The 16203-nt window shown below is 31.2% G+C and carries 13 protein-coding genes; 2 read left to right on the forward strand and 11 right to left on the reverse strand.

The genetic code is table 4. The annotated features are described in order from the left end of the window. Positions 1–54: 54 nt before the first annotated feature. Positions 55–522: a 30S ribosomal protein S7 gene (rpsG, locus tag T384_RS0102625; protein ID WP_027119724.1), complete on the reverse strand. Its 468-nt coding sequence runs from the start codon at positions 520–522 to the stop codon at positions 55–57. Between the two features lie 3 nt (positions 523–525). After that, positions 526–984, reverse strand: a complete 459-nt coding sequence (gene rpsL, locus T384_RS06255; protein WP_036498917.1) for a 30S ribosomal protein S12 — start codon at positions 982–984, stop codon at positions 526–528. A gap of 310 nt (positions 985–1294) precedes the next feature. Between rpsL and T384_RS0102635 the strand changes: the two genes are divergently transcribed. Next, on the forward strand, positions 1295–3334 hold the full coding sequence (locus tag T384_RS0102635; RefSeq protein WP_027119725.1) for a DUF4064 domain-containing protein: 2040 nt from the start codon (positions 1295–1297) through the stop codon (positions 3332–3334). A 178-nt stretch (positions 3335–3512) separates the two neighbouring features. Continuing rightward, positions 3513–4571: a hypothetical protein gene (locus T384_RS0102640; RefSeq protein ID WP_027119726.1), complete on the forward strand. Its 1059-nt coding sequence runs from the start codon at positions 3513–3515 to the stop codon at positions 4569–4571. Positions 4572–4601: 30 nt separating this feature from the next. Here T384_RS0102640 and T384_RS0102645 read toward each other — a convergent pair whose 3' ends face one another. From T384_RS0102645 to uxaC, 9 genes are all read right to left on the reverse strand, one after another. Next, positions 4602–6506, reverse strand: a complete 1905-nt coding sequence (locus tag T384_RS0102645) for an MIP family Ig-specific serine endopeptidase (protein WP_027119727.1) — start codon at positions 6504–6506, stop codon at positions 4602–4604. 235 nt (positions 6507–6741) lie between these two features. Further along, the gene (locus tag T384_RS0102650) at positions 6742–8892 is read right to left on the reverse strand and encodes a hypothetical protein (RefSeq protein WP_027119728.1); all 2151 of its coding nucleotides are present in this window, start codon (positions 8890–8892) and stop codon (positions 6742–6744) included. 251 nt (positions 8893–9143) lie between these two features. Further along, positions 9144–9968, reverse strand: coding sequence for a Cof-type HAD-IIB family hydrolase (locus T384_RS0102655; RefSeq protein ID WP_027119729.1), 825 nt, complete (start codon positions 9966–9968; stop codon positions 9144–9146). A gap of 48 nt (positions 9969–10016) precedes the next feature. Beyond that, positions 10017–10844, reverse strand: coding sequence for a Cof-type HAD-IIB family hydrolase (locus T384_RS0102660; RefSeq protein WP_027119730.1), 828 nt, complete (start codon positions 10842–10844; stop codon positions 10017–10019). 22 nt (positions 10845–10866) lie between these two features. Then, positions 10867–11829 (reverse strand): sugar kinase, encoded by a 963-nt coding sequence (locus tag T384_RS0102665; protein WP_027119731.1) that lies wholly within the window; start codon positions 11827–11829, stop codon positions 10867–10869. Between the two features lie 5 nt (positions 11830–11834). After that, on the reverse strand, positions 11835–12488 hold the full coding sequence (locus tag T384_RS0102670; RefSeq protein ID WP_036498919.1) for a bifunctional 2-keto-4-hydroxyglutarate aldolase/2-keto-3-deoxy-6-phosphogluconate aldolase: 654 nt from the start codon (positions 12486–12488) through the stop codon (positions 11835–11837). A 280-nt stretch (positions 12489–12768) separates the two neighbouring features. Continuing rightward, the gene (locus tag T384_RS0102675; RefSeq protein ID WP_027119733.1) at positions 12769–13605 is read right to left on the reverse strand and encodes an SDR family oxidoreductase; all 837 of its coding nucleotides are present in this window, start codon (positions 13603–13605) and stop codon (positions 12769–12771) included. A gap of 3 nt (positions 13606–13608) precedes the next feature. Beyond that, positions 13609–14730 carry a mannonate dehydratase gene (locus T384_RS06260; RefSeq protein ID WP_084266113.1) on the reverse strand — a complete coding sequence of 374 codons (1122 nt, stop codon included), beginning with the start codon at positions 14728–14730 and terminating at the stop codon, positions 13609–13611. Positions 14731–14774: 44 nt separating this feature from the next. After that, a complete protein-coding gene (gene uxaC, locus T384_RS0102685) occupies positions 14775–16199 on the reverse strand; it encodes a glucuronate isomerase (RefSeq protein ID WP_027119734.1) in 1425 nt (474 codons plus the stop codon). Positions 16200–16203 lie beyond the last annotated feature (4 nt).

The following is a 16203-nucleotide window of genomic DNA, read 5'->3' on the forward strand; positions in this document are numbered from 1 at the left end:
ATTAATTAATTTCCTATCTAATCCTTCAATCTGAATTGGTATGTTGGTTGTCTACTAAAAACGCATGTGAGCAAACGCTTTGTTTGCTTCAGCCATCTTGTGAGTGTCGTCGCGTTTTTTAACAGCTGCACCTGTATTATTTGATGCGTCGATTAATTCATTGGCAATTTTTTCTAACATTGTTTTTTCATGTCGTAATCGAGCATATAAAACAATTCAACGTAATCCTAAAGTAATTTTACGTTCTGGTGAAACATCAGTTGGTACTTGGTAGTTAGCGCCTGCTACACGTCGAACTTTAAGTTCTAGTTTAGGCATAACATTATCTAATGCTTTAGTAAAAACTTCTAAAGGATCTTTTTGAGTCTTTTGTTTGATCAAATCAAAAGCACCATATAAGATTTTTTGAGCTAAACCACGTTTTCCAGAGTACATAATGGCATTGATTGCCCGTGTTACTAAAGGAGAATTGAATAATGGGTCAGGTAATACTTTTCGTTTTTCGGCTTGATTCTTACGCATAATCTATTTCTTCTTTCCTTTAGCTGCATCTGCGGCTGCTCCCGCTGCACCAGCTTTTGGTCGTTTTGCACCATAAGCTGAACGTTGTTGTCTTCTTTTGTCAACACCTTGGGTATCTAAGGTTCCGCGAACAATGTGGTAACGTACCCCTGGAAGGTCTTTAACCCGACCACCACGTAATAATACGACACTGTGTTCTTGTAAATTATGACCTTCGCCAGGAATATACGCTAAAACTTCAAGCCCATTAGTTAATTTAACCTTTGCATATTTCCGCAATGCAGAGTTTGGTTTTTTGGGTGTCATTGTTCCAACCCGAGTGCAAACACCACGTTTTAATGGTGAAGAAACGGTTGTTACTTTCTTTTCTAAAGTATTCAGGTTTACTAGCAAAGCCGGAGATTTAGATTTTTTAATCTTGCTTTTTCTCGGCTTTCTAATTAGTTGTGAAATTGTTGCCATGAGGCCTCCATTTTTAAGCAACGATTCCCGGTGTATCCAACCGGAAATAACAAAGCGACTAAAAGTATAACACAAAAGTGATTTTTTTACAAAAATAATTGATTAATGGCATTAGGATAAATATGGGATAACTTTCATAAAACGGTTTATAAATTTCCAAGCCTTATAAAAAGTAATCAAAAAATAAAAATATTCTTGTAAACAAGTAGTATTAATTTTTTTTCGAAAAACCTTGACAAAAAAAAAAAAAAAACATAATTGGAAACGTATAGTTTTAAAGTTAGATATAATAGGAGAAATTTGTTTTTTTATGTTTAAGAAAAGGTCGTGGAGCATTAAACAAACGGCAATAATTAATATTATTTCATTTTTACTTTTTCTAGTTTTTTTAATCACCTTTGCTGTATTAATTAGTAATTATTTTACTAATAATCAGGATTCTGCTAATAATACTTCCATCCAAATGTATAGTTTCAGTGTGTATCTTAATAGTTTCATTGTGTATCTTATTTTTGCAATCGTTTTTATTTTTGTAACAGCAATTACCAATCGTAAAATTTCTAAGTTTTGCTCAGAAAACTATGATGCATTTACGTCAAATTATAAATTTGCTGAAAAATGACCTAAAATAGTTTCAGCATTCAAACTGTTTAATAATCAAGATAGTATAATTTTGAAAATAATGAAGTGGTATTTGTTACCCGGTATTTTATTAGGATCGTTTTTTGCTAAATGCTTAATATTGTCTCCATCTTTGCTTGTAGCTTTATCAAAAAACAAAGATATAAATGAAAATTCTTCAAAAATTAATTCAAATAAAAGTACAGCTCCAACAACTAATCGCTTTAAAATCCCTACGGATTTAACAAAGATTCCTGCAATTCCGGCACCTACTGTTAATCCCACAATTAGTCCTGCATCCCCTTCGCTTAGCAAAATTCCTTCCGAAGAATTATCTAGCAATTTGACTTCACAACCGACAAAAATCGCAAATCCACCACAAACAACCCCAGCGGTTCCAGTAATTCAAAAAAATTTAAATAATAATCCTGATGTCATTCAAAAACCATTGCAACCTCCAGTAATTAAACCACATACAGAAAGTCAACCAAATCTTATGAACAACCAAAACATTAACCCAGCAAACGGCCCATTATTTAGCAATTTTGAAGATATAACTGATTTAGCCAGCAAAGCAATTCAATCAATGCAACACGTGCAAACTAGTCCTTTTGATGAAAATTTGTTCCAAGCCTATCGCGCTAACGTTAATTTTTTAGTTACTTATTTAGCGGGTCAAATTGACGAATATTCAAGTTTAATAGCCCCTTACTATAGTAAGTATGGAAATATGTCATATTTATTAACGGAAAAAGAATACGTGATGATTAAACGTTTATTCTTTGGTGTTTATTGTATTGTACCAACACGGACCCTTTCTGCTTCAACTGCATCTGGTGGATTTAGTTTTAGTAATCTTTTCTCAACCACTGTTGGTAAAACTGTTCCCTCCATTAATTTTTCACCTGAATACTTTATTAATAACTTCGTAACAAGCAGAACCACAGATCTTAATACAGGGGTTGGAGTTACCTTTAATCCTTTAGAAAATGTTTATCAAAACGCTTCTGTCCCTTTTGAATTGATTAAAGACAAAATTTATATTTTTAATTATCAAACTGGAGAAAATGATTACTTCTACAATGCAGATACAGAAATCGAAACTAGAGAAAATTTAGGATATTCTATTCGCAGATTTTACCCAGGGAAAAAAGAATACTTTGATTTTGGACCGGGAGCTGTTTTAAGCGATATTTATAATCGGCCAGACTGAATCCGAAAAATGGTTTTAGGTTTTTATATGTTTTATGAAACTTTTTTGTGTCTCCCATACCTTTTTGCACATTCACCAGAACATGTTGAAAAATACTGAAAATTATTTTTATTAAATTCAAAGGTTTTGTATTTAATGAAAGTTATCAGTAATCGCCTTTTAGATGACAACACTCCTTCTAAAGCAACTGAAATCTATTTTGTTGAACGGGAATCAGAACTTGTGGATGATAAACAAACAACGACAGATTTAAACACGCTTCATCATAAAGGGATACTTCAAAAGGGTTATTACAAAACTACTAAAAACGTTTCTTATAAAAAAGCTTATGCTTACAAAATTGATAAATTTAGTTTAAAAGATACTCCAGCCATGTTAACTTTAGAACCTTTATTTGAAATTATCAATGCCTCATATACAGTGCTTGAAAATATCCTAAAAGAAAGAATTAGAATCAAAGAAGAAGCAGAAAAACAACTAGCGGCTGAAAAAATAAAAGAAGACTTTGGGGTTTAATAATTTAAAAAAACCTTTAATGATTGTACTTTGCATTCAATTTACTCCGTTGTTTAACGTAAAAGTATTACATGAAAGGGTATTTGAGCAAAGTATTTTATTACTTATTTAACATTAATATAAAAAAAGCATCTGATCTTTAAATATCCATCAAAAATGTTTCAAGGAAAAATAGATTATGAATCATCAACCAAGTTCAGAAGGAAATTCTCCTCAATATACCCAAGACTTATCCCATCTTTTAGAAAAATATACTAATGCCTATAATAATAAAAAAACGAATAATAAATTCAGTGATTTTGTATCATCAATTGATTGGAATTCATTAATCGCAGGTTTCGTTCTATTTTTAATATTTGTCTTTAGTCAAATTATCTACGCACTTTCTTTCGACGCATTTAATTCTCTTCCTGACGAGGGTAACAATCTAAAAACAATTAGTTCAGTTATCGTGTATTGATCATTTGCTTGACTTCCTATTTATTTACTTATGATGGGTTTAGCAGTTCTTAAATCACCAAAAAACACAAGAACTCAACGTTTAGCAAAACAACAAAAATATCCTTCGCGCTTTAAATTAATGATATTAAAATTTATGAGAAATATTTCCTCAAATAAACTATCCACTTTTCTGAGCGGGACTAATAAATCTATAAAAACTTTTTTATCAATTATTTGAATTGTAATGTTCACTTTTCCCATTGCTTATTGCTTTGCCTTTGGTGCTTTAACCGCTCAAGAAAGTTTAGAAATTTATAGTAATAGTACATTGGGTCCAATCAATGTCTCGGTTTTTTCTCATTTAAATGATTTATCAGCATTTTTTGGCGTCGGTGGATTAGTTTATATTGGTTATGCAATGTTTTCCCAATATAAATCAAAAGGGTTTTATAACGGCATTTTTTTAGGTCTTATAACTTTTGTCATAATTAGTTTAGTATTTTTGTACGCAGGAATATACCCTTCAAAAGAAGATGCATATGTCGCGGTTGGTGCATCTGGTGCAGCGGTTATATTTTTTACGCTATGAATTCTAGCTATTAAAAGATACAGATGAGAACCTTTCTGAGCAATGAATTTTTTGTTTATTGTTTTAATCTTTATGCTTGCTGTTGTTGGGTATGTTTCGTGATTTATCCTCAGTGGAGCCTTGGCTTTAGTCACACTAATTCTTTTAATAGTTTTCCTTATTGTCATACTTGGTAGTTCTACCACCGTTGTGGTAATCGTTTATTAAAAAAAATACAAAAAGAGGATAAATTAGAGTCTAAGAAAATAAAAGCGTTTTAATTCCTTGCTCTGATAATGCTTGACGATACGATTTTGTCATATTTGGTGCTCCAGTGATTAAGTTATAAGATTGCATCCCCTGGTTAATCAATCGGGAGCCATTCGCACTATTTGGATTTATATTCAAGCTAATAGCATCAGCTAATCCAATTGGAACTTCATTTTTGATCCCATTAATAGTTCTTGAAATTGTTCCCCAATAAATTCCCATAATTTTATTATCCTGGTTAAGTAAGGCGCTTCCTGACGAACCTTTACCTAAGTTACTATTTTCAATAGCATAACCTACCCCATAGCCTTTGTAGTCATTTCCGTGATAAACTTGATGACGACTTTGAGAAATTAAATTATTGGTCATTCCGTTCACCACTCCACTATTACGTCCACGGTTTAAAAATTCATTATTTTCTAAATCAAATCTTTGTCCACTTAACCCACGAGAATCAGTTTCATTAGAATTAGAATTAATCGTCCATAATGAAGAATCGCTACGTAATAATCTTCGTACGCGATTAGATGAATTTCAAACTCTTGTGCCTGGATAAATTGATGGATACCCTCCAAGATAGGCAGTTTGCTGATTTAAAGTATTTGATTCTGTGTAATTTGTCAGGTCGAATAAACTTTCATTTTTTGCTTTTAAATCATCTAGAATTCTGGTCGCTGGCAAAATTCATCCACTGTATGCTGCATTCTCAGCAATTTGACTAGTTGTTAAAGCATTCGTTGTAATTTGGAATTTAATTTGTAAAACAGCAAAATCAATATACGGGTCTTGACCATTAATTTTTGATTGGGTAAAATTTGTTGCTGCAAACATTGTTTTAGGAATATTTTGTAACCTTACAGATGTTAAATCTGAACGATTACTAACTGATGATAATAGGCTGTTATCAGACGAATCATAACGACGCAACAAAAAAGATTGAGTGGTATCTGTTTTTGTTGCTTGATTTGGATTTTGAGGTGGTTGATACAAGGCGTTATCGTTCGGATTTAACAAGCCTTCAGCCACATGTAAGTTCGTAGCAAAATAACCAGTTCAAACTTTTCCTAATGAATTGTTTTTTAAAGGCTCATAATCAAACAATCATCCGGTTCCAACAAGACCATAAGGATCATCATTTCTTTTCTCTCCTTTTGCTTCAGTAGATGCGTTATAACCGCCAGAATTATTGAATTGTAAACTGAAACTTAATTTATGAATAAACTCATATGGTGAATTAACTGGAACTTCATTTGTAGCAAATTCAAAATCATCGCTAACACTTGTAATATCACGCGAATTTTGATTTGCATAACCTACAATTTTAATGATCTTTCCGGCTTTGTTCATATCATTAACTAAATTACCATTAACATCATAAAATGCTCTATTAAGATCTATTCTTTGGATTAAAATCACTTTTAGATTAAAACTTCCATTAGCCACATCCTCATCGCTTTTAACGAATTCAAGAAAATAATTATTATTGAGAAGTTTTCTTGGCAGATCATTTAGTTGGTTCGCAACAGATAGCATTTTATTGATGTTTTTTAACGTCGTTGATGAATTGATGGTAACATCACTTACAAGTTTTGGTTTTTCATGACTAGCTATCTGATAACTGCGGTCATTTAATACACTAGAGTAATAATCTTGAATCACTTGTTGAACGGTTTTCAAAGTGTTTTGACTTTCAAAACTATCTGGTGGTGGAAGAGTTCGAGTTTTACTAGGATTTGAATCTGTTGTTTTATCGGGATTTTGTTTTTCTTTGGATAAATTATCGGTTGCTGACGCACATGAAGAAACAATTAAACTTGCAGACGACAAAAAAGTAAAACCTAAAAACATAAAACTTATTTTTTTATTGGATTTTTTGTTGATATGTTTAGGCATAATTTAACTAACCTTATTTAAAATATTTCAAAAGAATTCAATTGCAAAAAAAATTATTTATTAACCAAAAGAAATGATTAAAGAATTCTAACAATTATATATTAGATGCTATGAAATTAATAATTATAATCTCTAAAAACCAGAAGAACGAATAGATAGTTATGTTATTAAATAAGGTTTTAAACCAACTTTATAACTGTTGTAAACCTAATAAACACTATTCCTTAAATCCTCTTTAATTAATATCGAACATCGCACAGTAAGATTTATTACTAATTTCATTCATTTGTTTATCTAACGCGCACAATTCAATTCACAAATTTTTATGTTTTTCAAAAAGAGTTTGATAGTCAGTAGAAAGATTGTGAAGTTCGTTTTGTTTGGAACTTATTCAGTTTTCGTTTTCTTTAATAAATTCATCAAGGATTTTTTCATATTGATTTTGTCACTTTTGGGAAAGTGATGATTTAAATTTAATTTGTTCATTTATATAATTTTGCAAGGCATCATTTTTAGCACGTCGTTTTTCTTCGATGAACAAATTTTTCTTTTTAATTAATTCGTTAACTTTAGCAGCTAATTCTTCGAGCTCATTAGTTTTTATTTTGAGGTTTTGGAATTTCTTTTTATTAACTAAATGAATGTGAAATCGATAAAACAGTCCAGGAATTACCAAAGCTAATAACATATTAAATTCTTTAGCTTTGTCAATTAAAACAGGAAAACAATGTGCTTTAATAGCAGATACTTGGTTAGAAAAATTTTTATCGATTTCATTAACTGCATCAGCAATATTATCTAAAGTTTTATTAAGTTCTTTACGAACCAAAAAATACTTATCAGGATTTGATACTAATTGCAATGTTAATTCATCAGCGATTTGTTTAAGAATTAATCTACATTTTTTATCATAGCTTTCTTTTTCTGCACGAATGAGTTTTTTAAAATCACTAATTAAATTAGTCTTGAAATAATTTAGTTTATTTTCAAGATTATGATTGTGGCTGTGAGACAAACTATTTAATTTTTCAAGTTCACCAATAACTTGATTATATTGTGTACAAAGTTGTTCGTATTTTTGTTCAAAACTAATCAATTGAGAATGATTTGTTGCATTGGTATCACGACAGAAAATAACTCTCCATACTGGAATAAATTTATTTAAATCTGGATCATATTTTTCTTTGGACAAAACCTTTAAATCGTAGTATTGTCACCCAAAAGATTCATTCTGTTCAACTGCTTTAAGTGGATCTAGAACATCTAAAATTTTATATTCAAATTTTGCTGTTTGATGCTCGTCATAAATATCCTTGGTAAAAAAATTAAAAGAATTGTTCGGTGTTTCCACACCTTTGCTTATTGATTTAGGCTCTTGCAAATTTCAATTGTTTAATTGCAGTTCTCGAACTTTGTTAACATAGTCAGCTTGATCAAGGCGTTGCTTTAAATCAGTCATATTTTGACCAGTAAAAGGCCTTAGAGTTTTCGAAAATGATTTCGAAAATTGCGTATTTAGTCAAATCATTGTTCCGGCTAATGGAGCAGTTGTTGCTAACACTTCTTTTTTTATACTTTCGGAGACATCATTAACTAACAATGTTTTGTTCTCGTTGAGATTAACTAAAAGAGCATTGTTAGATACCGTAAAAAAATGTAGCCGCGATTCAACAACAATGCTTTTATCGTTTCGAATCTGCATAATTTTAAAAGCATACCTATTAGACTCTAAGTTTAAAAACATACAATTTTGTTCGTTGCTATTTAAAATTTTTTTGCTTATTAAATCTATCTTTGGAATTAGTATTGAATCTGTAAAATCTGCACCAACATGAAATTCGATTTTATTGCTATCTTCATAAGATACCAATCCCGATTTATATGCTGCGGGGTGGATACTTTTTAAATTAACTGAATATAAATTTATTACGGTTTGTTCGACTGCTGCAGATACGGGTTTTCAACTGATATTAACAACTCCATTTGTTACAGATATCTCGCAATTTAAACTTTCAATTAGATTGTTTAATTTTTCTTTAACTATTTTATTTTTTTCATGAAAAGAACTACCTGGTTCATGAAAAATTTCGTTTCGTTGTCTTAGCCCTATATCTTTAATCGAAGATATAATAAAAAGATCTTTTGAACCATTTAAAAAATTATCTAATTTTTCTTGTACTTGTACTTCATATTTTTTAAAAAGATCTTCTTGTAAAAGCAACTGTTCTTTTTTATCATGAGAAGTTCAAATTTTTTGTGAAGCGTAAGAGATATTTTGATCAAAATTTATTTTTTCTCGATCGATATCATTAACGTGCTTTTTGTTTTTTGTTTGTAATTCATCTAAATGATTATTCAACTCAGAAAATCTGGTTTTTCAGTTCATGTAAGATCCTTATGAAATTATTGTATGAGAAGTAGGTGCTTGTATAAATTTTATTCTTTAATCAACATTTGAATAACCCGTAAAAAATATCTATTTAAATGAACTTTTAATATACAGATAAATAATACAACGAGATTTTATTTATTGCATACTTATCTCTCGCATTTCAAATAAAAACTAAGAGTAAAAACTTTTGAAAATAACATGAATAAAAATTTTCAAAAATAATTGCTTGGCTAAAATCACCCATCCTATTTGTCAAAATCGATCATGGTGTTAATAAAAGTAGCTACTCCAGAAGTATTGTTATTGCCTGCAAAGTAGTTCACTAGATTTTTTAATTCTGGTTTAGCATTATCCATCATAACTCCATATTTAGCCCCAGTAGCTATTAATGCATCGTTATTGTTATCTCCGATAAAAAGCAAATGATTCCGATTTACTAAACCTTTTTGTTCTAAATATTTAAAGGCATGTCATTTTGACGAATTTGCAACTGAAATAATAAGTAAACTACTTCTTCACACACCCAAACTAACTCCTTGGATATCTTTAAAGTTATCAAGCGTTTTAACTAGCAATTGTTCGTCATCAATAATTGTCAAAACTTTAACAATTTGTTGTTTAAAAACATCTTCAATAGCTGGAAGAATGGTTTTTGGAGCTTGAACAAACTGTTCAAATGAACTTAAATCATCAAGAACTTTTTGACCACAAATATAAATTGAATTTGCACCATATGAAGCAAAACTAATTTGATTGACCGAAAAAAAATTAACAATCTGTTTTAAAGCTTTACTATTGATTTCGCTAATAACTATACTTTTTTGGGTATGTGCGTCATAAATTTCTGCACCATCGTTATTGATAATTGGTAAATCTATTTTCAATTTATTGATAGCTTCTTCAATAGAAAAATGAGAGCGGCCAGTAGCAATCCCAATTTTTACTCCAGATTTTTGTAATATATTGATTGCTGCAACGTTTTCTTGAGATATTTCTAAATCATCATTAAGCAATGTTCCATCCATATCAAAATATGCATATTTGATATTTGAGATATTAATCTTCTTCATGTTCAATCCTTTAATAATTTCTATAGCATGAAAAAAACTTGCTGAAAATTAGCAAGTAAAATCAATTATTTCATTTATAAATTGTGCGACACCAAACTCAGCGCAAGGTTTGGCAAGATACTTGGCGTTTTGCTTTAAAACGTCTGTAGCATTTTCCATGATGACGCCATACTTGGCTAATTGAATCATCAAGCGATCATTTTCGTTATCACCAAACGCTAATAACTGATCTAAGGAAATAATTTTCCGATCTTGTAAAACTTTTAGGGCATTACCTTTGGAAGTCCAATCAGGCGTGACATCGAGTAAAAAGTTATCTGAATTTCTTAAAAAAATATTTGGAATCTTTTCGAAAACTTTTCAAACCTTTTGAAATTCTTGAAAATCCCACATGATAGTCATCATTTTTACAATCTCAAGCTTTATTAAATCGTTTAAATTATTCAAAATTATCTTCGGATAATTTGCCGAATCTGGATTACCTTTATGTTCAACTGGTCCATTAGGCATATAAGCATAAATACTATTGGTATTATACGCTTTGAAACCTAATTTATTTTCAAAAAAATAGGTTCCCAAAGCTTTTAACGCTTGCGGATTTATTTTTCCAATTAATTCGCTTTTTTGGGATTTTAAATCATAGATTTCAGTTCCATCATTATTTATTACTGGTAAATCCAGATTAATTGCATTAGTCACTTGATTAATTAAATAATGAGGACGCCCGGTTGCTATCCCAATTTTAACACCTGCTTTTTGCAATCTTAAAATCGCTTGCAAATTTTGCGTTGGTAATAATCCATGACTGGTAAGGATTGTTCCATCCATATCAAAATAAGCATAACGGATTGAAGATAAAGGAATTTTAGTACTCATTGCTAAATTTACTCTCTTATCATTAATCTAATTTTTGTTGTGTGATAAACGCTTCAAGTTCATTTCTAGTTGGATAACCGGCATTATCACCATAAATGCTTACGATTTTAGCGCCAATCCCATTAGCCCGGTAAAGAATTTGTTTTAGATCGCCAAAACCATCATATAAACTACTTAAAACTCCAACCGCAAAGCCATCGCCAGCTCCAACCACATCAACAACTTTATCAACTTTGAAATTATCAACTGTAATTGCGTGGTTCATCTTATTTTTAGCAATTGATTTTCCGTGATAACTTTTCATGAAAACAGTATTAACTCCACTTTTTAAATAAAAGTCCATGATTTCATTAGGGTCGGTTAATCCAGTTAATAATTTTGCTTCATTATAACCTGGCAAGAAATAAGTTGCTTGTTTTGCAATGGTATTGATTGTTGTGGTTGCTTGTTGTTCATTAGCTCACAATTGCATGCGAATATTAGGATCGAATGATAATGGAATTTTATGAATTTTTGTTTGGTTAATTATTTCGTCAAATACAACGCGATTATTTAGGGTTGCAGCTAAGCTAATTCCAGTTAAATGAACTAGAGCAATTTCGTTCCAATCAACGTGTTGTAAGGCTGTTAAATCTATCGCTTTAAATGCAGTGTTGTTACGTTCATAATGAATGTTAGGTTCACCTGCACTAACAGTTTGTTTAAACATATATCCAGTCGTTTTATGGCCATTTTTAAGTAAACAAGAAGCATCAACTTTTAGTTCAAGCATTCTGTTAACAATACATTGACCATGAAAATTATCTCCAACTGCGCCGACATATAAACAAGGGATTTCTAATTTTGTTAATCCTACAAGAACATTAAATTCAGCACCGACAACACTTCGGGTAAATTTTGTAGCACTTAACAGCGGTTCATCTAACTGATCAGCAGTATACAAAACAAGGGGCTCACCAAATGTTAAAATCTTTTTTTTATTCATAGAAATTAAAGACTATATTTTTTCAAAGCTTCTTGATAAGCGGTTACGAATTTTTGAGCATTTTTAACAATACTTTCAATGCCTTTTTCTTTAACATCTGCAGTTAAAGCACTACCAATACTAATGGCAAAGGCTTTGTTTTTGACTCAAGCATCGATGTTGTTCAAATCAACCCCACCTGAAGGCATCATCATAACTTTTGGAAGTGGTCCGTGCATGTCTTTAATAAATTTGGGAGTTAACAAACTTCCTGGGAAAATTTTAATAACTTCACAACCAGCCTTTAAAGCGGTAACAATTTCAGTTGGTGTTGCACATCCTGGGAAATAAGGTACTTGATATAAGTTACATACTTCTGCAGTTGCTAAATCAAATGAAGGACTAACAATAAATTGTGCACCTTCTAAAATTGCAATTCTTGCTGTCATGGCTTCAAGGACTGTACCAGCACCAATTACAACATCTTTATTGTATTGATACTCAGCCCGCAAATTTGCAATCACACGATCATTGTTAGGTGTTGTAAAAGTAGCTTCGATGGTTTTAATATCACCATCAATTATTGCCTTTGAAAAAGTTACGGCTTCAGCAGCTGAACGTCCCCGAACAACGGCAACAATTCCGTTAGCTTTCATTCTTTGAATTACTTGGTATTTCATATTGGACCCTTTATAGTTAATTTAACGTTAAACAATTTTAATTTATTTGTTTTTGCATTGCTAATAAATCAACATAATAACATTTCAAATTGTGAACGAAAAGATTTAATAAGCAGTTTTAAAAACTTCAAATCAAAATTATAAAAATTTTGTAACTAAATGGATTTGAAAAGCAACTCATTTTTCTGATAATCACCAAAAATCGGCAGATTAACAAAAAAAATAGGGTAAACCCATCACGGTTCAACCCTATTTTTTGCATTTGGATAAACAGATTATTTTAAACGCCAGAATAAGCGCTAAATCCGCCATCGATTGGAAGAATTACTCCTGTAATAAATGAAGCATCTTCTTGCGAAGCCAAAAATTGAACTGCACCAAACATTTCTTCAGGATCACCATAGCGGTCCATTGGAGTATTGCGTAAAATCTTTTTAGAACGTTCAGTTGGTGTCCCATCTTTGTTAAATAATAAATCTTTGTTTTGAGCAGTTACTAAAAATCCGGGAGCAATGGCATTAACGCGAATTTTTACTTTCGAAAAATGAACCGCCAACCATTGAGTTAAATTACTAACTCCTGCTTTAGCGCTTGAGTAGGCCGGAATTTTAGTTAATGGTGTAAATGCGTTCATACTACTAATATTAATAATGTTTGAACCTTCACGATCAACCATATCTTTAGCAAACACTTGGGTTGGGATTAAAGTTCCCATAATGTTTAAATCAAACACAAATTGAAAACCAGCTTTATCTAAATCAAAGAAAGTTTTAACTCCAGTTGCTGCTTTGGAATCGTGAAATTCAAGATCAGTATTCGCCCGAGCGCTATTACCACCAGCACCATTGATTAAAATGTCACATTTACCTAAATCCTTAAGAATTTGTTCGTGAACTTTTTCAACTTGTTCTTTTTCTAAAACATTGCAAGCGTACGCAAACGCTTGATTTGAATAAGAAGTATTAATGGCATCAGCAGCTTTTTGAGCAGCGGCTAAATTTAAATCTAACAACGCCACCTTTGCACCTTGTTTGGCAAAGTTTTTAGCCAGTGATGAAACAATTACACCACCAGCACCAGTAAGAACAACAACTTTATTTTGAAATTTTAAATTCATAAATTATTTTTTTCCTTTCTTTGCTAATACTGATTTCACAACTTTTATTTTTTTGGTGGGATGTAATGGGTCATGACCTTTAATTAATCCTTTTTGTTTCAAAATGGCTTCATAAATTCCGTTGATATATGTTACGCCTAATGCACGGTCATATAATCCATAACCAGGTCTTCCTGTTTCACCCCAGATAAATCGTCCGTGGTCTGGACGTGCGTAGCCTTGATAATTAGTTTCTACTAGTGCTTTAATGGCTTCATAGAAATCTAAAGAACCTTCAGCTGATAAGTGCCCGCTCTCATTAAATGAACCATCGGGATGAATCTTAATGTTACGTAAGTGAACGAAATGAATTCGATCCATTGCTGAATACTTTCGCAATAATGAAACAACATCATTTCTAGCACTACATCCAAGCGATCCAATACATAAAGTTAATCCATTGTTTCGCGAATCATATAATTTCAAATAACGTTCTAAATTTTTATCACCTGTAATTATTCTTGGGATGCCAAAAACTTCCCAAGGTGGATCATCCGGATGAATTGCCATCAAAACATTATATTTTTCAGCAACTGGAATAATTTCATTTAAAAAGTACTTAGCACTTTCTCACAAACCTTTTTCGCCTTGTTTTTTATAAGCATCAATTAATTCTTTAATTTCGGTTGGTTTATATGATGCGTCCCAACCAGGTAGCGCTAATTTTGTTGGATCTAATTTTTTAAAATCTTTATCAAAATAAGCAAGTGCAGATGACTCATCTTTTAATTTGTAATCAAGGTTAGTTCGAAGCCAATCAAATACTGGCATAAAATTGTAGCAAACAACTTTAACTCCAGCATTAGCACAGCGACGGATATTTTCTTTATAGTTTTCAATATACTCTTTATATTTACCACGACGCAACTTGATATCTTCGTGGACTGGAATTGATTCAATAACATCAAATTTTAATCCAGTTTTTTCAACAGCTTTTTTTAATTTTAAAATATCTTTTTCGGGTCAAACTTCACCTACAGGAACTGTATATACAGCTGTAACGACACTATAAACATTTGGGATTTGACGAATGTATTCTATTTTCGCTTTATCATCAAATCCGTATCATCGAAACGATAATTTCATTAAACGTTTCCTTTCTCTTAAATTTATAATTTAAAGTTTAGTTTTTATTTTTTAGATTTGCTAATCGGTGCAAAGAAATTTTCACAATTCTTGTAACAGATATTTGCTACCATTTCTTTAACTAAATCAATCGAACCAAAGAATTTATTTGATTCCACAGCTTCGCCAATGTAATTACATAAAATACGACGGAAATAATCAAAGCGCGAATATGATAAGAAACTACGGGAATCGGTTAACATCCCTAAAAACTTACCAAACACGGCTTGATCACCATAAGATTTCATCAAATCAAGCATTCCGTTTTCAGTATCTTGGAATCATCATGAAGTACCAATTTGGACTTTTCCGCCAATATTTGTATCTACATTAAAGTTATTTAAAGTAGCTGCAACAACGCGATTAACTAAATGGTTAACATTAAAGATTACCATGTTCGGTGTTTTGTTGTAGGTTGAATAAATGGCGTCTAATAATAGGTTTAAATTTAAAGCAACGTCACTTTGATCATAAATCACATCAAACCCTGTATCAGCACCAAGTTTTTTAAACATCACAGAATTGTTATTACGAATTGGCCCAAAGTGAATTAACATCTTGATATCTTCGCGAATGTATAAACCTGCTAAATCCACTAAAAATTGAGTTACAAATTGGTTTTTTTCTTGGGCAGTTACTGATTTATTAGTTAATGCTTTTTGCAAAACTTTATTAGCTATCGCGGCAGAGGTTTTTTCATAATTTAAAGTCATTAATCCGTGGTCGGCTAACTGCATTCCGTGTGCTTTAAAATATTTAATAACTTGGTGAAACAATTTAATAAATTCAGTATAAGATGTTACTTTGGTTTTGTATTTTTTTTCCAATTTGTCTAACATCTTTAAAAATTTAGGTTCGCCAATTGCAAATGCTTCATCAGGGCGTAATCCTGGTGAAACCTTTGTCTCAAAGGATTTGTCTGCGGCAATTTTTTCATGCCATTCTAAATCTTCGTAAGGGTTATTAGTGGTTGCAATGAATTTAACCTTTGACAGAGCTATCAATTTTCGTGGCGAAAGTTTTTTTGCTTTAATATAATCGTTCGCTTTTTTATAAATTTCCTTTGCGTTTTTTGCAGTTAAAACGTCATCGATTCCAAAAAACATTTTGAGTTCTAAATGGCTTCAGTGATAAAGCGGGTTACCTAAAGCAGTTTCAATTGTTTGTACGTACTTGACAAACTTATCTTCATCACTAGCATCACCGGTAATATATTTTTCTGCAACTCCACAAAAACGCATTAAACGTCATTTGTAATGATCACCATACAATCATACTTGAGTAATGTTTTTAAAAACCTTATCTTCAAATATTTCTTGTGGAGATAAGTGGCAATGAAAGTCAAAAATTGGTTGATCTTTAGCGACTTCATTGTAAAGTTTAAGTGCGGTTTTATTGCCTAACATAAACTTATCTAAGTTTCATTTCATAAAT

The sequence above is a fragment of the Mycoplasma testudinis ATCC 43263 genome (assembly GCF_000687795.1).
GTDB classification, from domain to species: domain Bacteria; phylum Bacillota_I; class Bacilli_A; order Mycoplasmatales; family Mycoplasmoidaceae; genus Mycoplasmoides; species Mycoplasmoides testudinis.